General features: G+C 32.6%; 16 protein-coding genes. All 16 read right to left on the bottom strand.

From position 1 onward, the window contains the following. Positions 1-47 precede the first annotated feature (47 nt). The gene (locus tag N4A68_14860) at positions 48-1,238 is read right to left on the bottom strand and encodes a PLP-dependent aminotransferase family protein (protein MCT4565577.1); all 1,191 of its coding nucleotides are present in this window, start codon (positions 1,236-1,238) and stop codon (positions 48-50) included. Positions 1,239-1,568: 330 nt separating this feature from the next. Then, entirely contained in the window at positions 1,569-1,760 is a 192-nt protein-coding gene (locus tag N4A68_14855; GenBank protein ID MCT4565576.1) for a DUF951 domain-containing protein, read from the bottom strand. A gap of 61 nt (positions 1,761-1,821) precedes the next feature. After that, positions 1,822-2,712, bottom strand: coding sequence for a mechanosensitive ion channel family protein (locus N4A68_14850; GenBank protein ID MCT4565575.1), 891 nt, complete (start codon positions 2,710-2,712; stop codon positions 1,822-1,824). A gap of 6 nt (positions 2,713-2,718) precedes the next feature. Further along, positions 2,719-2,991 carry a DUF3343 domain-containing protein gene (locus N4A68_14845; GenBank protein ID MCT4565574.1) on the bottom strand — a complete coding sequence of 91 codons (273 nt, stop codon included), beginning with the start codon at positions 2,989-2,991 and terminating at the stop codon, positions 2,719-2,721. A gap of 14 nt (positions 2,992-3,005) precedes the next feature. Further along, positions 3,006-3,596 carry a sulfurtransferase-like selenium metabolism protein YedF gene (gene yedF / locus N4A68_14840; GenBank protein ID MCT4565573.1) on the bottom strand — a complete coding sequence of 197 codons (591 nt, stop codon included), beginning with the start codon at positions 3,594-3,596 and terminating at the stop codon, positions 3,006-3,008. A gap of 142 nt (positions 3,597-3,738) precedes the next feature. Then, the gene (locus N4A68_14835; protein ID MCT4565572.1) at positions 3,739-4,464 is read right to left on the bottom strand and encodes a CvpA family protein; all 726 of its coding nucleotides are present in this window, start codon (positions 4,462-4,464) and stop codon (positions 3,739-3,741) included. Between the two features lie 65 nt (positions 4,465-4,529). Further along, positions 4,530-5,657: a DUF5711 family protein gene (locus N4A68_14830; protein ID MCT4565571.1), complete on the bottom strand. Its 1,128-nt coding sequence runs from the start codon at positions 5,655-5,657 to the stop codon at positions 4,530-4,532. Between the two features lie 289 nt (positions 5,658-5,946). Then, positions 5,947-7,062, bottom strand: coding sequence for a SpoIIE family protein phosphatase (locus N4A68_14825; GenBank protein MCT4565570.1), 1,116 nt, complete (start codon positions 7,060-7,062; stop codon positions 5,947-5,949). 533 nt (positions 7,063-7,595) lie between these two features. Continuing rightward, positions 7,596-9,077 (bottom strand): leucyl aminopeptidase, encoded by a 1,482-nt coding sequence (locus N4A68_14820; GenBank protein ID MCT4565569.1) that lies wholly within the window; start codon positions 9,075-9,077, stop codon positions 7,596-7,598. Positions 9,078-9,391: 314 nt separating this feature from the next. Further along, a complete protein-coding gene (locus N4A68_14815; protein ID MCT4565568.1) occupies positions 9,392-10,531 on the bottom strand; it encodes an alanine--glyoxylate aminotransferase family protein in 1,140 nt (379 codons plus the stop codon). Positions 10,532-11,529: 998 nt separating this feature from the next. Next, positions 11,530-12,300, bottom strand: coding sequence for a transposase (locus tag N4A68_14810; GenBank protein ID MCT4565567.1), 771 nt, complete (start codon positions 12,298-12,300; stop codon positions 11,530-11,532). A 520-nt stretch (positions 12,301-12,820) separates the two neighbouring features. Continuing rightward, positions 12,821-12,982, bottom strand: a complete 162-nt coding sequence (locus tag N4A68_14805; GenBank protein ID MCT4565566.1) for a hypothetical protein — start codon at positions 12,980-12,982, stop codon at positions 12,821-12,823. A 128-nt stretch (positions 12,983-13,110) separates the two neighbouring features. Beyond that, positions 13,111-13,332 carry a hypothetical protein gene (locus N4A68_14800; GenBank protein MCT4565565.1) on the bottom strand — a complete coding sequence of 74 codons (222 nt, stop codon included), beginning with the start codon at positions 13,330-13,332 and terminating at the stop codon, positions 13,111-13,113. 278 nt (positions 13,333-13,610) lie between these two features. Beyond that, positions 13,611-14,753, bottom strand: a complete 1,143-nt coding sequence (locus tag N4A68_14795) for a class I SAM-dependent RNA methyltransferase (protein ID MCT4565564.1) — start codon at positions 14,751-14,753, stop codon at positions 13,611-13,613. Between the two features lie 126 nt (positions 14,754-14,879). Continuing rightward, positions 14,880-16,778, bottom strand: coding sequence for an ABC-F type ribosomal protection protein (gene abc-f, locus N4A68_14790; protein MCT4565563.1), 1,899 nt, complete (start codon positions 16,776-16,778; stop codon positions 14,880-14,882). Positions 16,779-17,300: 522 nt separating this feature from the next. Continuing rightward, positions 17,301-17,798 carry a tryptophan-rich sensory protein gene (locus tag N4A68_14785; GenBank protein MCT4565562.1) on the bottom strand — a complete coding sequence of 166 codons (498 nt, stop codon included), beginning with the start codon at positions 17,796-17,798 and terminating at the stop codon, positions 17,301-17,303. Between the last annotated feature and the right edge of the window lie 216 nt (positions 17,799-18,014).

Here is an 18,014-nt window from a genome sequence, read left to right as displayed (position 1 = left end):
TGAAAATTACCAAAAAGCTGCACCAAAGGGTACAGCTTTTAATTGCTTTATTTTATACTTAAGGCTTCTTTAATAACTTCCCCTAATATTATAATACCTTCAACGATTCTCTCCTCAGGCATATTAGAGTAATTGATACGCATTGTGTTCTCATTACCCCCATTGGGAAAGAAGGAGCCTCCTGGCACAAATGCGACGTTTCTTTTAAGGGCCTTTTGCATAAGTTCCCTTGTATTTATATGCTCAGGTAATACAGCCCAAGTAAATAATCCACCCTCTGGATGAGTATATTTTACTTCCTCTGGAAAATGCTCTTTCATTGTTTTGAGCATAAGATCACGACGACCCTTATATAACTTCTTGATTTTTTCTATATGCTCGTCTAAATCATACACCTCCAGGAAAGCATCCAGTTCTCTTTGTGACATAGAGTTACTTTGAAGGTCTGCACCTTGCTTAACTAGGATATACTTATTTAGTACTTCATCACTGGCACATACCCAACCTATCCTAAGTCCAGGACAAAATGTTTTAGAAAATGTACCAAGGAATATTACTCTACCCTCTGTATCCAGAGACTTGATTGAAGGCAATCTTTTACCCTCAAATCTTAATTCTCCATATGGATTGTCTTCCACAACAGGTAAATCATATTTATTTGCTATCTCTATAAGTCTCTTACGTCTATCTAATGACCATGTTCTTCCCGATGGATTTTGGAAATCTGGAATTACATAAATCATCTTGATATTCTCATTGGCCTTAAGGGCCTTTTCTAACTCTTCTATGATCATTCCATCATCATCTGTTGGTATTTCAAGGAATTTACATTGATATGCTTTAAAAGCGTTTATTGCTCCTAAATAGCTTGGACTCTCAACAATAACAATATCATCGGGATTTAAAAATATTTTACCACTGAAATCAAGTCCTTGTTGGGAACCATTTGTAATCAGAATATTATCTGGGGCTGTAAAAACACCAACCTGCTCCATTCTTTTAGCAATCTTTTCTCTTAAAGGAGGGAATCCCTCTGTAGGACTATACTGAAGTGCTTGCTGTCCACTTTCTTCTAGAACCTTTAAGGACACCTTCTTCATTTCTTCAACAGGAAATACTTCTGGTGCCGGTAATCCACCTGCAAAGGATATAACCTCTGGTCTAACAGTAAGCTTCAATAGCTCACGGATTTCCGAAGCCTTAATACCCTCCATACGATCAGAATACTTTATTGCCATTATAAAAAGCACCTCCAAAATCTATTGAATATCGGGAAAAGGGTTGACCCACTAATTATATTATAGCATTTTTCATATAGGGTTTGCAGATAATTTTCATTTTTTTGTAAATATTGAATTTTTTTGAAATGGTATTTATGACTCCTTGAAGATTGTAAATTTTATTATACTTTAGGCAGATTCAAAAAATAAACTAGTCGTCTTACTCGTGCTTTTGATTTTTTTCTTCGTTACTCAATTCCTTACCTACAATGAATATCCTCGCAATTGAGTATTTAGAAAACAATCAAAATCACTTCGTAATCTGACTTGTTTATTTTTTTACATACCTTATTCATTCTCTTTTTCCACTTTTTTTATTCTTTTTTCAAGCTTGGCCCTAGCTATCCAAATCTGTTTATTACACTTTAAACACCTAACTCTAAAATCCATTCCCGTTCTCATTATTTCAAATCTATTATTGCCACAGGGATGTTGTTTTCTGGTCTCAACTATATCCCCTACTTTTAAATCCATTGGCATAGAATATAAACCTCCTAAGGTCAAATGCACCATCAGATGGATACATTTATAATTATAAGTTCTAAGTATCCATAGCCTGATTATAAATCACTCTCTTTGGATAAGGTATCTCTATAGCTTCCATATCAAAGGCTTCCTTAAATCTCTTTCTCATAAGCCTTTCAACTGCCCATTGGGACATTGGTTTCACTTTAGATATTATTGTTATAACAACATCGGACTCTCCAAATTCTGTAACTCCTAGAACTATAGGCCCCTCGATGATATCATCACTCTCTGACTTTATCTGCTTACTAGCTTTATTTAAAACCTCTATAGCCCTTTCGATATTTTCTTCATAGGCTATACTCATATCTACCTTTGCCCTCATATTACCCCTGCATCTGTTAGTGACCTTATTAATAGCACCGTTAGGAATTATATGAAGATCTCCACTAAAATCTCTTATTTTTGTTATCCTCAGTGCCATCTCTTCTACAACACCGGTTTTCCCATCTACTTCAATATAATCCCCTACTCCAAATTGGTCTTCAAATAATATAAAGAAGCCTGTAATAATATCCTTAACAAGGTTTTGGGCACCAAAGCCTATAGCAAGTCCTCCTATTCCAGCCGCAGTTATCAGTGCCTTAATAGGGATGCCCATAATCTCAAATATAGAAGCATATGAAACAAAGTAAATAATATATGTCACTAAGCTTTTTAATATACTTTTTAAGGTGTTGACCCTATTTTCCTCAAGCCTTAGCTTAAATTTGTCCTTTTCAGCAAAAAATTTATCAATCAATGCTTTAATAATTTTAATAGCTATCTTAGTACCTACCAATATGACTATTATTATGATTATGTCACTTAATATATTCGATAGCTTCTCTGGATCCGTAAAGGCTTTTAAACTTTCACTAAATTTTGTAGTTAGGGTCGAAAACACTTGTTTTACTTTTGTATCCAAAATCTATTACCCCCAATTTATTTTTTCAGCTTTTTTATGGTTAGCAGTTCTTTCTATTCTGTATATATTCAACATATCCCTATTAATCTCTTGGCTAATTAGTTCTTCTATAATTCCATCTAAGCTTTCCCCTTGAAACTTTATTGATAATCCACAGCTTGCAGTGATTTCACGGGGCGTGGGTATAGTTTGAATATTATAGTTATCCTTTAATTTCTTTTCAACCATAATCGCATAATGGGTAGATTCAAAAGCTATGACATAAAATTCTTTTTCCAATCTAATTACTCCTTCTAAATTCTAATAGTATTTTTTGCATCATTCATCTTTTCTACTATGGTGTACATATTAGAAACTCCACCTACTACTAGTTTATCCTTTAGGTTAAAATAATCCAAACATGTACCACATGAAAGAATTTCTACACCTTCTCCTTCAAGCTTTCTTATATGATCTATCACTTCTGATCCCTCTGTAGTAAGCTTAACTGCACTATTTATAAATAGTATTGACTTAGGATATGGTTTAGCTTCAGTTAGTGTATAAAAATACCCCTTCATAAGGACATTCCCAAGCTCCTCTGATCCCTCGCCCATAGTATCTTTACCTATTAATATTGCCAAATCTCTAGTTGAACTCATATCCTTTGGAATAAAGTCATTTTCCAAAATCCCTTTATAAATATTTACATGATATTCTCCATCTACTTCCTGTACATTTACATCATAGCTTAGGCTTTTAGCTAACTTAGATACATTTTCCTTTGCTATTTCATTATCAACTATAGTAATTATAGTACCTTCATTTACTTTTTCCATTGCTTTTTTTGTTTCTATAACTGGTTTAGGGCACTGCATCCCCCTTGCATCTACTTCAAATTTCATAGTATTATCCTCCTTATTTTGTGTTCATATGATTATTATAATACTTAAATCCAGTATCACATAATCGTTTTTTAAAATTATTATTATAATATTTATTTATATCTAACACCTTTGCATAAAATTTTTTTATACAAACTAAAACCTAAAAGCTATTCACCATTTGACTTCCACCATAGGTTACAATACTTTTAACCATGTATAAAAGGACATTGTGATCATAATAGGATTTAGCTATGATTGAGTTTTCCAAAGCATTGGCCAAAAAACAACTTGGAGAAATTGAGACAATGGGAATCATTATGGCTGCAAGAATAAAAACAATCAACACTCCTTTTATAAATCCAAATATAAGTCCCCCCAATCTATTAAACTGCTTGATAATTGGTAGTGACGCTATTCCATTTAACACAGTGCTTAATATATTTAATGCAATTCTAGCTATTATAAAAATTATTATTATACTCAATAAATCTATGATCACCTTAGCTATAAGCTCTGATATATAGATATTGATATTATATAACGATCCTTCACTGTACTGTGCAAAGGCATCACTTTTCATAAATAATTTTTCAAATATCTTTGGCAGGTTCATCATTTCAAAGATATTCTCCTTGGTGGCACCTTGATTTTGCAGACTGTCCTTTGCTAAAAATTTCATATTTTTGATTATGAATTGCTGTATCCTATAAAACCAATTAGTATTTTCTATTATAAGTACAGACACAAAGGAGTAATACAGCTTTGCAATAATACCCGCTACTATATAACTAGCTATATTAAAAAAAGATAATACAAGACCAATACTTAATCCCCTTAGTCCACTAATGACAATGATTATAATTACACTTATATCCATCCAATTCATTGGTTTGTCCCCCTAATCTATGGATATTCGCTTTTATAAGGCCCATGAAAAAATAAGTATCTTAACTAATCAATCTCCATTACCTCTAGTTTGTCTTTATAGATTACCAAGAGATTTTCTTTAGAAATCCAATATATATTTTTTATGTCCTTATTAATCTTTTTCTCTAAAATCGTATTCCCTTTTTTATCAATTATATATATAGTTCTATTTGTAAAAACTCCAATTCGATCATTAATAGTATCTAATCCTAGAACTTCTCCTGCAACAGGGATTTTATACAAAATATTACCATTTAAATCTAGCCCACCTATAATGTTTTTATTCTTTGTATCTATTATGGTATTTTTTTTCATAACAAGATTTAATACAAGTAATTCATTATCCTCTAGCTTCCCTCTATTTAAAGTCTCTTCAAATTTCTTTTCCCAAAGAATATTATTTTCGCTGGTTAGCATCAATACACTATTTTCACTTAAAACCAGCAAGCTTTTATCACTAATTAAAAATATTTTATTGATGACATTATTGTCAAACTTTTTACCGGCTAAAACCTTTCCTTCCAGTGAATAAAATAAAATATTACTATAAAACTTTTTTTCTTCAGCGACTAATATTGTAAGTGCTATAGTAATATTGTCAGGAGATAAATCTCCATCTATAACCTCTCCATTAGGAATAGTAAAATTTGAGATTGATTCTCCATGGGAATTAAATACACTTACTTCCTCTTGAAGCATGACAAGAGCATAACCGCTATCATTAATTTTCATATCCATTATTTCTTTTCCAAAGTTGTGTTCTGTTTTAATTTCGCCTTCATAATCTATATAATACATTTTCCCACCAAAACAGTCGACAACCACTATATTATCCTTATTTCCCTTTACAATAACCTTGTCAATATCTAAAGTCTTTTCCCATAGCATATTCCCCTTTTTGTCATATGCATGGAGCTTTTTTTGTTCAAATTTAAAAATATATTGATTAAAGCTTTCTATATAGACTTTTCTGTTTTCATCTTTTCTTTTTATATATTCAATTGTATTTACTCTTTTAAAGTTAACACCTTTATTACCTAAGGTAGTGATTAAAAACTGAGTAAACTTTATTACTCCAAATATCATAGAAGCAACTACTAGTAAAAATATTAGAAATCTAGTCTTGTTTAGTCTTTTTCTTCTTTTAGCCAAGATCTTCACTCCTCAAAACTCAGTGTGTCCTAGCTTTTATTATAACATATATCAAATACGTATTTATAGTTCTAAGTTTTAGCCCAGATTAACTTAATATGGGGTTTTATGCAAATGAAAAAAATAAACAAGTAAGATGACTAGTTTATTTTTCCATATGCCTTATATAAATATTTCCGAGTCAAATAATGAAAATATTGGGAATGATAGTAAACTTTATAGAAAAAGTATGGGAATGAAAAATGAGGATATACATATATTACAAAAACACCATAAACAGCTTTTGTAATTACGACATTTCCATCATCATTATAGCTACATCATCATCTAAATTGTTATTTGAAAAGTCCTTCACATCGTCTATAATAGTATCTATTAATTTATCACTAGAGACTGTTAAATTTTCCAAACAAATATCTAAAATACGCTCGGAATAGATTTCTTTTTCAGGATTCCTTGCTTCACTTATTCCATCGGTATAAAAAAGCACCCTATCTCCACTGCTGAGTTCAATTTTACACTCGTTACATTCTACTTTATCAAAAAGGGTACATATGGGAAGTCCCGGTAAAAATATTTCTTGGGCTTCATACTGTCTAATAATTATGGGCATACAATTATGGCCACCATTTACGAGCCTTATGGTGGAAGTGGTCTTATTAAATACGCCATATAATATAGTTAGATAATAATTATCATCTAGATTCAATTCTTTATATCTGCAATTCAAATAATTAAGAGTATGAACTGGATCAAGGGCGTCCTTTTTTAGGTTTTTTAAGGTCTGCCTAATGAACATTGTTATCATTGAAGCTGTTACTCCATGTCCCGCCACATCAGCTATATATATACCTATATTGTCTTCATCTATATCTATAATATCGAAAACGTCTCCTCCCAAAATTTCACTTGGAATATATTCTGAATATATCTTTATCATATCATTATATATTCCATCCTCTGGTATTATTCTCTGTTGAATTTTCTTTGCGAAATCAAGATCGCTTTTCATTTTGAGATTTTTTTCAAGTATGGTTTTTTCCATTGCTTTTTTTTCGGTGACATCTCTAAAAACCTCAACAGCACAATATATTTCTCCATTTTCATCACGTATAGGAGAGCTGACAACAGAAAAAATCTTATTTCCTACAATCTCTTCTTTATTAATTATATTACCATGATTTATAGTGGTTTCGGTTATACAGGTTTCACATTTACGACACTTTCCCAAGGCTCTATAGCACATTTCGCCCCTTACATCTCCCAACAAATTCTTCATGGGATCATTTATAAATATGATCCTATTATTTTTATCTACCACCCTTACAAGGTCTATCATCCCCGCCAATATATCTTCAGTAAATCGTTTTTGTCTTTCGAGTTTTTTGGTTAATATTTTTTCCATACCACTCTCTCCATCTTTACACATATTAAGAACAGAAAACAATTGTTCTCTTATCCTATTTATTCTATATAAATATTTCAATTCCTGTAAATATAATAAAATTTTATAGTTTTATAACATAAGATAGATTCAAAAAATAAATTAATCACCTTACTCGTCTTTTTGATTCCTTCCGTCGTTACTTTATCCCTTATATACAGTGAGTATGCCCATGACGTAATGCCCAGAAAATAATCAAAATCACTTCGTAAACCAACTTGTTTATTTTTTCATATGCCCAATACAAACATTATAATATAAACCTCAAAGAATTAAAATTTATTTTTCATTTAATTAATTGAGGAAATTGCATAATTCTAACTTGGCTAAGTTGCATAATAAATGTGGTATGCCTCCAGGGCATTTAAGACTATATGTAGTAGTAAGTTTTTGAGGATTGTAATTATACAATTTGCCCAATTAAATGAAAAATCCCCATGTGAATTTCCATGGGGACTTTTTTAGAATAATCATTTAATTATAATTTATGGATTTTACTCAGCAATTTTTTTAGCTAAATAGTATAGAGGCCTAACTGCTACACCGGTTCCACCCTTTGAAATATACGCCTTCTCCTTTTTAGCCATAGCAGTTCCAGCGATATCTAGATGAACCCAAGGCAGGTCCCCTGCAAACTCACCAATGAACATACCTGCTGTAATAGTCCCTGGACTACCCGCGGTATTAGTTAAATCTGCCTCAGAGTGTTTAATAAGCTCCTTGTATTCTTCAAAGATTGGCATTCTCCATATATTTTCTCCAGCCTTATTAAAGCTTTCCTCTACCAGCCCAAAGAAATCGTCATCATTTCCAATACTAACGGTACCTTCAGTTCCCAAACAATGTATTGCTGCCCCCGTAAGAGTTGCAATATCAATTACTTTATTTACTTTCTCATGGTTAACAATATAATGCATAGCATCTATTAATGTAAGTCTACCCTCTGCATCTGTATTGCCTATAAAAATGGTCTTACCTCCCATGGAACCTATAATATCACCTGGTTTATAGCTATCGCCGGATATCATATTTTCACAAGCTGCTACCACAGCTGTTACATTAACCTTCAATTTGTTTTCTGCAATGGCTCCAATTGCACCTATGACCGCAGCGGCACCTCCCATGTCACTTTTCATATTTACCATACCGCTTGTTGGTTTTATAGAAAGTCCACCTGCATCATAGGTAAGTCCCTTACCAACAAAGCCTAGGGTCTCTCCTCCAGGATTTCCATTATATCTCATGATTATAAATTTCGGCGGTTTTGCTGATGCCCTAGTAACGGCTAAATATGATTCCATCTTTAATTCCTTGATTTTGTCTAGCTCATAGATTTCTGTATCAAAACCCTTTTCTTTTCCAAGCTTAACTACTCTATTAGCTAGTTCCTCCGGTGTAAGTATATTGGCAGGGTCATTGACAAGTTTCCTTGCAAAAACATTGTTATTACCTAAACTGATTCCTTCATTAAAACCATTTTTAAACTCTTCATCGATGTCATTTAAAAGCAGTACAACCTCTTCTAATAACTCTTCCTTCCTATCTGTTTTGTAAGCATCAAATTTATAATCTGCCATAACAATAGCTTCAGCAGTATTCCTAGCCATGGCATAATTGCATTTTAGTCCCTCTTTTACGGCTTCTAAATACACACCTATATTTACTACCTTTTTTTTCTTTAAAGCCTTATAGCCTTTAGCCACTGCCTTTCTAAGAATATGTCCCGTTAGCTCTTCCTTCTTACCAAGCCCCATTAGCACAACCTCTAAGGCCGTATTATCCTTAGAAAAGCACAAATGATATGTCTCATCCTTCTTACCTGAAAATAACTCTTTATTCTTTAAGTATTCCATGGGTAGTTTGTTACCATCTAAAATCCCTAACACATCATAATTCACTGAATGATCTTCAAAATAGGGTAATATAACCCCTTCAAAAGAAATATTCTTATCCAGATTATTGTAACTTATATTCATGTAATGCTCCCTCCTTAATTTTACTAGATTTCCCTTTGCATACTATCATTATAATATATATAAATTTATTTATATATATGTTTACCCAGAAAAAATTATACAAAAACTACAAATAGAGATATAAAAGCTGTTACTTTATAAATTCATTGCATAATATACACAAGGATAAATAGCATTTTTCTTCTAAAGTAAAAAATATTCCTATGATCCATATAAGACTATGGGTTACAGGAATATTCATAGGATATTAAATATATAGGATAAACGTGGGAAGGTCAGTATTGAATTTCAAGTTTTAACACTGCCTTATATCATTAATCCTCAATATTAGATACAAATAATTTATGCAATTCTCCTTTAAGCTTTATACCAACTTGCCTCAATACTTGATCTAATGCTTTTAAAGTTAAATATAATTTTTCTTCATAGCAATTTTGTCCCATATGACCTATTCTGATAACCTTATCCTTTAAAAATCCAAAGGCTCCTGCGATCATAATATTATGTTCATTAACCATACCTTCAAAGATTTGTTGATAGGATATCCCTTCTGGGATATTTACTGTAGTTACCGTATTAGAAAAACCATCTAGGGGATATAACTCTAATCCACCTTCGGTTAAAGCCTTCCTAACGGCTTTGGCAATCTTCTCATGTCTGTTTAACGAAGTTTTTTCATTTAGTATCATTTCCACTGCAGCCCTTAAACCATATATATCACTTATTGGTTGTGTATATGGAAACCATTTTTCTTCATACCAATTTCTCCAATTAGCAAGATTACAATAAAATCCTGTTATTGGCGTTTTCCTATTTAATATTTTATTCCAAGCCCCTTGGCTGATACTCATAATCGTTAATCCTGGAGTAGAAGACAAACACTTTTGTGAACCTCCAAGTACAATATCAATTCCCCAATCATCGGTTAATAGCTTTTCTCCACCCATAGCAGATACTGAATCCACTACAGATATGATTCCATATTTCTTCAACAATGGACAAATCAAGTGGATTGGATTAGTAATCCCCGATGGAGTTTCACAATGAACCAGTGTCACCATCTTGAAGTTATGATCTTTTTCTAATAACGCTTCCAGTTTTTCCACATCCACCATTCTTTTATAGTCTGATTCAAAATAAACCACTTCCGCCCCATACATCTGTGCAAAATCTCCAAAACCCTTACCAAAAATACCGTTATCAATGCATAGCACTCGATCCCCTGGTTCTATGAGGGATGCACAAGCGGCTTCTAGGCCTAATATCCCCTCTCCACTTAATATAAGTACTTCGTTTTTGGTGTTTAATAACTCTTGGAATTTCTCACATGTTTCCATATAAAATTCATAGAAATTTAAATCCAAATCAGGATTAGTAATTCCCATAGATAGGGCCTTTCTAACCTCCTCATGGATATAAGTAGGTCCGGGAGTCATAATCAAAGGATTCTTCATACATTCCACCTCTCAAATTAAAACCCATATATTAAGGTTATTGGGTAAATATTGTTATGTCATATTATATTATACAACAAATACATTTGAGGTACAATGTGCAGAAACAAGGAGTACAATTTACAAAGCAAGGGGACAAAAGTAAGGGGACGGCAGACTAATGTCACTTAGCTTCTTATTGCAATCCAGAAGAAATAATTCTTCTGGATTGTTATGCTGTAGGCATTGACACACCTAAAAGTCATATAGATATTTGTGTTATTATTGAAACAATGTATAGAAGGAATCTAAGAAGAACTTTTGTATATTTCATCAAGGGAAATGGGATAGTGATGTATGTAAAAAAATAGGAGGAATAAGACTAAAGTTAATTGCTTCCCCATGATTACCTCCCAAAACAATCTATACTATTATAAAAAATAATTTAGCAATTTTAATAGTTTCCGAAATCGTGAAACTGGGAAATGATTGTTGGGGTAGATACAACATAAATACTGAATTCTATGCCTATTATTGGCATGACACTTAAATAGACCCAACAATAGTGCATCTGTTGTTGGGTCTATTTGTCATATATGATTTAATTTATTCGTGTTTCTTATAATAATTTAAAATCATATATACTGTAATGAGAAGACATATTGTCATCATCACATAACTATTTCCAATAGAAACTTCACGTAAATTTTTATTTTTTAAGTTTATATTAATTACATAAATTACAGACGGTAATTGCAATAAAATTTGCTTTAACCTACAATTCCAATATTGGATTTTTCCGGTTATTCTATTCTCTATAAATTTATACCATAGCGTAGATAAACTAATATTAAGAATTATAATGGTATATGTATTCAAAAAAATCCTCCTAAATAACTATAATTTAATCCAATCAGGATCAGCATATTCACCTGCATACCAAGGACCCCATATCTTACTGCCTGTATTATATCTCCAGTATTCGCAGCGAAGCAAGGGGACGGTTCGTTTGCTTCTATTTATTTTGCCTTAAAAACTATATTGGGAGATACTCCTAGAACTCTTGCTAGCTGCCTTTGGGGTACTCCCTCTATTTTCTTTGCCTTTGCAATTATCATATCTCTTTTTCTTTTTTCCAGTGCCATTAGGCTATGTACTGGTATCCCTTCCATTAAACAAGCAAGGGCTTCATATACCTCACTATCACTCTTCTTTGATATTCTATATTCCATACATTTGTCGTTATTTTCTTGCTTCATATATTCTTTATATCCCATTACTGCTTTTTCTCTATCATCACAAAAGCAGCTTAATACTTTATCTCTCTTCAGTATACTATTCGGTATGTCTATAGAATAATACCCTCTGCAACTGCTCCATTTCCACTCCTCTGGTTTTTGGGTCATTCCTACCTTTACGGGGTTCATATGTATATATCTGGATACCGTTAGTAAGTATGCATCATCTTCTACTGGTTCATTTAAAAATCTATCTTGAAATACATGTCCACATCTTCTATATTTTTTATTGTACCACTGGGCATATCCTGTACCTAGTCTTTTTAGTGAAGCCGAAATATCTTCTATTCCCTCTTTGATTAATAAGTGAACATGGTTTGTCATGAGGCAATATGCATATATTTCCAACTCGTATTTCATGGATATCTTTTCTAATCTGTAAATATATTCTTCAAAGTCATCCTTTTCAAGAAAGATGTCTAGATAATTTATTCCTCTAAATATTATATGGTTTATTCCTGTTTTACTCTTTTTCCTTGCTGTTCTAGGCATTGTGATTCTCCTCGTGGCTTTTTACTCTAGTATATCATGTGTTTTGTTTGGAAGCAAACGAACCGTCCCTTTGATTCCATTTTTCACCATTTAATTCCATATTTGTCTTTTATTCTATTCGTTTTTCAAATATTTTCAATAGCTTTTATAAAAGTGGTCGATGAAACATGGTATTTGGTATGTATATTGTCAAAAAAAGTAAAAACGACTCATTTTAGAGTCGTTTTTGGTGTTATGTAATTTAAAGTTTAAGCTTCTGCTTTGCCACTGGGACAGTCCCCATGGCGCCGCTACTTTCTCACAGGCTTCTATAGCATTATCTAAAAGATTTCCCAAAGCAAGGGGACAGTTCGTTTGTTTCCATCTATTTTGCCTTAAAAACTATATTCGGAGATATTCCTAAAACTCTTGCCGCCTGCCTTTGAGTTACTCCTTCAATTTTTTTCACCTTTATAATTATCATCTCTCTTTCACTTTAATAAGTGAACATGTTTTGCCATAAGGCAATATGCATATATCTCTAACTCATATTTTTAGATATCTTTTTTAATCTACAGATATATTGTTCAAAGTCATCCTTTTCAAGAAAAATATCCAGATGATTTATTCCTCTAAATATTATATAATTTATTCCTATCTTACTCTTTCTCCTCGCTGTTCTAGGTATTGTGATTGTCTTCATAAATTCCATTCTACTCTATGTATTTCGATAAGAAGCAAACGAACCGTCCCCTTGATTCTTGAAAACAAAGTAGAGTTCATATAATATCTACTTTGCCCCTGGTTACAGTTTCGCTGGTATCACCCCTACTATAAATTATAGCTTAAAAAAAATGAAATGGTTACCGTTGCCCCTCCCACTAATATGCTAAAAAGCACTACTAAAGTAAAAGCAAGGACGATTTTTGTTAAGATAATGTCATTGATTTTATCATAAATTTTCTCTTTGAATTTTAAAATACCATTAACATAGTTTAATACTATATGAGTAATGATACCAGCAAAAACCGATTTAAGTAAAAAAGTTATCATTATAATCGCCACCATATTTATATATAATATTAGTTTGCAAATTTAATCAATTTAGCAGATTGTTGTCAAGGAAACGTAAATGGCTTCTTTAATTTATAGTAAAGGATATATTAAATCATAGAAGCAACAGGACGGTTCGTTTGCTTCTATATATTTTGCCTTAAAAACTATATTCGGAGATATTCCTAAAACTCTTGCCGCCTACCTTTGAGTTCCAAAAATCCAATTAATCAATACATTAAAATCAAAAAAACCGGTTACTTTCTATTTCATATATACTATTCACTTCTCCTAGGCGGTCTTGGTCCGAAATACTGATAGTAATAGCATTTGATACGTCCATTGTAAAGCTTTCGATTTTTATCGGCTTTTCTGCCAAAGGATTCTTGAAAGCCTTCATGGGAGGTAATCACATAATATGACCATGTATCAAGGTTCCCAAAGGCCTTGCCCATTTCCTTATAAAGCCTTTCTACCTCTCTTTTTTTACTTAATCTCTCCCCATAGGGTGGGTTACATACTATGTATCCGTATTTTTTCTTTGAGCTAAGCTCACCTACGGGTCTTTTTTGAAAATGGATGCAATCATCTACTCCGGCTTCAATGGCATTGTTCATGGCTATGTTAGTTACTCTACCATCTATATCGTATCCTGAGATATTTAACTCTATATCGTGATCTATAGCCTCATAGGCTTCTTTTTTTATCTTTTTCCATAGCTCCTTAGGAACTATATCCCACTGTTCTGAAATAAATCCCCTGTTAAGCCCAGGTGCTATATTCCTTCCTATTAGAGCTGCTTCTATGGGAATAGTTCCCGAACCACAAAATGGATCAATAAAAACTCTATCGGGACGCCATCTACTTATCTTTATCATTGCCGCTGCCAAGGTTTCCTTTAGAGGTGCTTCACTTCCCACTTCCCTGTAGCCCCTTTTGTGGAGTCCAGCCCCACTGGTATCTATTGATACTGTAACCTTATCCTTCAATATAGATACCATTATAGGATACTTGCTTCCGCTTTCCTCAAACCAATCCTGCATATAGGTTTCCTTCATTTTTTCAACTACAGCCTTCTTAGAAATTGCTTGGATATCCGACAAACTAAAAAGCTTGGATTTTACTGATTTTGCATTCACCGGAAAATTAGCATCTATGGGAAGATAGTTTTCCCATGGTAATGCCTTTACCTGCTGAAAAAGCTCCTCAAAGGTTGTGGCTACAAATTCCCCTACCTTTAAATATACTCTATCCGCACATCTAAGCCATAGGTTAGATTTACATATTGCCTCCTCATTTCCCGTGAATGTTACCCTTCCATTTTCAACTACAACATTTTCATAGCCTAACTCCTTAATTTCCCTAGCAACCACAGCTTCTATTCCAAAGGCTGATGTAGCCATAAGTTCAAATTTTGCCATTTTATCTCTCCTAATATTTATTTTATCCTATAATTATATTTTTTTAATTTTTTTATAGTTTATGTGCTTTTAATACTATTTAATTATACATAATAATGGTTAAATAATAAATGGTGATGTTGTTCTTTATGAACTTAGGTTTATCCATTCCTCCAATAGGCTATCAAGGCTTTGCTGCAAATCACATTTTTCTTTATGAATACCTGCTAATTTTTCATAATCATGGGAGTGATTAGCCAACTGATCATCTAGAGTTTCAATTTGATTTTCTAGGGCTTCAATTTCCTGCTCCAAGGCTTTAACCGCTCCCTCTAGTTTATTATTACCACCATCCTTAGTCATTTTATGTCTAATTCTTTCCTTCTTTACCCTATTCTTATTAGACCCTGTGTTTCTAACTAATGTTTCTTGTAACTTTTTTTCTTTATAATAATTATAATCTCCAACATAATTCACCAGCTTCTTATCATTAAAATCCACTATTCTTTGGGCTATTTTATTAATAAAGTATCTATCATGGGATATAAATACTATAGTCCCATCAAAATCTCCAAGGGCTTTTTCTAGCATCTCCCTGGAATCGATATCTAGATGATTGGTAGGTTCATCTAGTATTAAGAGATTTATATCCTTGTGCATAAGGATGCACAGCTTTAGTCTTACCTTCTCTCCTCCCGATAAATTCTTTACCTTTTTAAATACATCATCGGCATAGAATAAAAATCTTGCAAGTATTCCCCTGGCCTGTCCTTCGGATACTGGATAATCTTCTCTGAAAACCTCTATAATAGTATGTTCTTTATCACTAAATTCTATTTCCTGCTGAAGATATCCGATCTTTACCCCCAATCCTATTTTCACCTGTCCTTTATCCACCTTTATGTCATTTAATAGTATCTTTATGAGTGTGGATTTCCCACAGCCATTCTTTCCTAAAATAGCCACCTTTTCTGAATACTTAACATGAAAGTCCAGATTCCTTAATAGGACTTTATCATCAAAGCCTTTTGTCAATCCACTTATTTCTATAACGTCCCTTCCGGACCTAGAGCTTGTGGATAAATCAAGCTTCATATTAGGCTTTTCCACAATGGGTCTATCTATCTTTTCCATCTTATCAATTCTTTTTTGCATACTTGCTGCTTTCTTAAACATATCTTCATTATCCCCACGATTTCCCCAATCCTTAAATCTTTTAATTGCTTCTTCCATGGATTTTATTTTTTTCTGTTGAGATTTATATGCTTCCATCTGCTGAGCCAGCCTTACTTCTCTTTCCTGTATATAATAAGAATAATTTCCATTATAAATATTTGACTTTCCATCTTCTATTTCCACTATTTTATCTACTACTGAATCGAGAAAATATCTATCATGGGATATTATAAGCACTGTTCCCTGATAATCCCTTAAAAACTCTTCCAGCCATTCAACAGAAGCTATATCTAAGTGATTAGTCGGCTCGTCAAGTAAAAGTATGCTTGGATTTTGAAGTAATATTTTACCCAACATGATGGTGGTCTTTTCCCCACCACTTAAAGTATGAAATAGTCTTTCTTTAAACTCTTCATTAATCTTCAAACCCGTACATATCTTACTGATCTTCTCTTCTATCTCATATCCGCCTTGACTTTCATACTGTATTTGTAACTCCCCATATCTTCCCATTATATTGTCTAGCTCTTGATCTTGTAGATTGATCATCTCATTCTCTAGACTTCTTAGTTTCTCCTTAATTCTTAGAACGTCTTTAAATGCTTCATTCAGTACATCCATTGCCCTATAATCCTTGGGAAACTCTGGAATTTGATCTAGATATCCTATGTTGGCACCCTTTCTTATGGATAAAGTACCCTCTTCATAACCTTCTAGTTTAGCTATAATCTTGAAAATTGTAGTTTTCCCAGTTCCATTTCTCCCTAATATTCCTATTCTATCTGATCCAAGGGCTTCAAAGCTTATATCCCTAAGCACTTTATTTGCACCATAATACTTTTGAATATTTTTTAAAGCGATTTCTATCATTTTTATTCCTCCTTTAAGTTGCAGGTTATATGTTCCAAGTACCAAGTTTTTGGATCATTCTTTTAAGTTAAACATAAAAAATGCTCGAGTGAATAACTACCTACCCGAGCATTGATAAAGTTTCTCATACTATATTATTATAGAGATTCCAGTCAAAACTTTAATTCATATATATCAAAAATCCCTAGAAACATCGGATACTTTCCTATGTATAAATTAAGATTTACTTGGAACTCTCTATAGTAAGATTACATTAAAAAAACCCAGGCAAGTAAACTCCTACCTGGATTAATAACCGATTTAGATTTTAGTTAGGTAAAGATGAATTACTTGATCTCAGTTGACATAATATTCAATTTTGGACGGACTACCCCCTTGGTTTAACAAAGTAAATGCTATATTATAATTAGCTGGTAGTTTATCCAAAAAATGGTCAACTAAAATCTTGTCTCTCATCTTCACACCTCCTTCATCCTTCTTTTCTATATCTTATCACATATTTTCAATGTATTTCAAGTATTTCTATCTATTTAATAACCATATTGACAGATTTAATACAGAAGCAAATGCAACCCATAATACATATGGAATTAATAAATATCCTGAGATTTTGTCTATATTATAAAATTTGAATGTGGTTATTATTACAAGTATTAGCAATATAATTATCTCAATATATGCCAGCCCCCTTAATCCTGATCCAAAGAAAATTATAGGCCATAGAAAATTAAATACCAGCTGTAATCCGTAAAATAGAAGGGCACTCCTTACATCCTGTCTATCCGTTCCATACATCCAAACTCTATAGCTTGCTATACCCATAAGTATATATAATATTGTCCAAACAGGCCCAAAAAGGGAAGCCGGCGGTGCAAAACTGGGTTTGTTTAGCTCTTCAAAGGCTTGATACGAATCCATAATAAAGTATGAGCTAAGAAAACCTACCAATAATGGGATAATAATACTAATTATCAAAGCGGCCCAGTTAATTTTACCATTAACTCTAAATAAATTTAACAAGCTCCATCCCTCCAAACTTATTTTATATATTCATATGAAGCTGTACTATATTTAATTAATATTCCAGATACAACCTATTTATAACCCTTGATTTTCATATAAATGTACAAATATGCGACGGTTCTGGGTATTCTGGACTTGTATAAGTTAAAGTTTATACTAAAATCCCTATATAGTATGCACTTCTGCCAAGTTAGATTTATTCAATTTCCTCAA

Source organism: Maledivibacter sp. (genome assembly GCA_025210375.1).
GTDB lineage: Bacteria > Bacillota > Clostridia > Peptostreptococcales > Caminicellaceae > JAOASB01.
This window is presented reverse-complemented; position numbering and strand designations above follow the sequence as displayed.

Bases quoted from the DNA above. Each gene is read 5' to 3' on its own strand.
- N4A68_14805 (MCT4565566.1), bottom strand. From the start codon at position 12,982: ATGAAGACAATCACAATACCTAGAACAGCGAGGAGAAAGAGTAAGATA.
- N4A68_14810 (MCT4565567.1), bottom strand. From the start codon at position 12,300: ATGCCTAGAACAGCAAGGAAAAAGAGTAAAACAGGAATAAACCATATA.
- N4A68_14820 (MCT4565569.1), bottom strand. From the start codon at position 9,077: ATGAATATAAGTTACAATAATCTGGATAAGAATATTTCTTTTGAAGGG.
- N4A68_14860 (MCT4565577.1), bottom strand. From the start codon at position 1,238: ATGGCAATAAAGTATTCTGATCGTATGGAGGGTATTAAGGCTTCGGAA.
- N4A68_14825 (MCT4565570.1), bottom strand. From the start codon at position 7,062: ATGGAAAAAATATTAACCAAAAAACTCGAAAGACAAAAACGATTTACT.
- N4A68_14815 (MCT4565568.1), bottom strand. From the start codon at position 10,531: ATGAAGAATCCTTTGATTATGACTCCCGGACCTACTTATATCCATGAG.
- yedF (MCT4565573.1), bottom strand. From the start codon at position 3,596: ATGAAATTTGAAGTAGATGCAAGGGGGATGCAGTGCCCTAAACCAGTT.
- N4A68_14855 (MCT4565576.1), bottom strand. From the start codon at position 1,760: ATGCCAATGGATTTAAAAGTAGGGGATATAGTTGAGACCAGAAAACAA.
- N4A68_14800 (MCT4565565.1), bottom strand. From the start codon at position 13,332: ATGATAACTTTTTTACTTAAATCGGTTTTTGCTGGTATCATTACTCAT.
- N4A68_14795 (MCT4565564.1), bottom strand. From the start codon at position 14,753: ATGGCAAAATTTGAACTTATGGCTACATCAGCCTTTGGAATAGAAGCT.
- abc-f (MCT4565563.1), bottom strand. From the start codon at position 16,778: ATGATAGAAATCGCTTTAAAAAATATTCAAAAGTATTATGGTGCAAAT.
- N4A68_14835 (MCT4565572.1), bottom strand. From the start codon at position 4,464: ATGAATTGGATGGATATAAGTGTAATTATAATCATTGTCATTAGTGGA.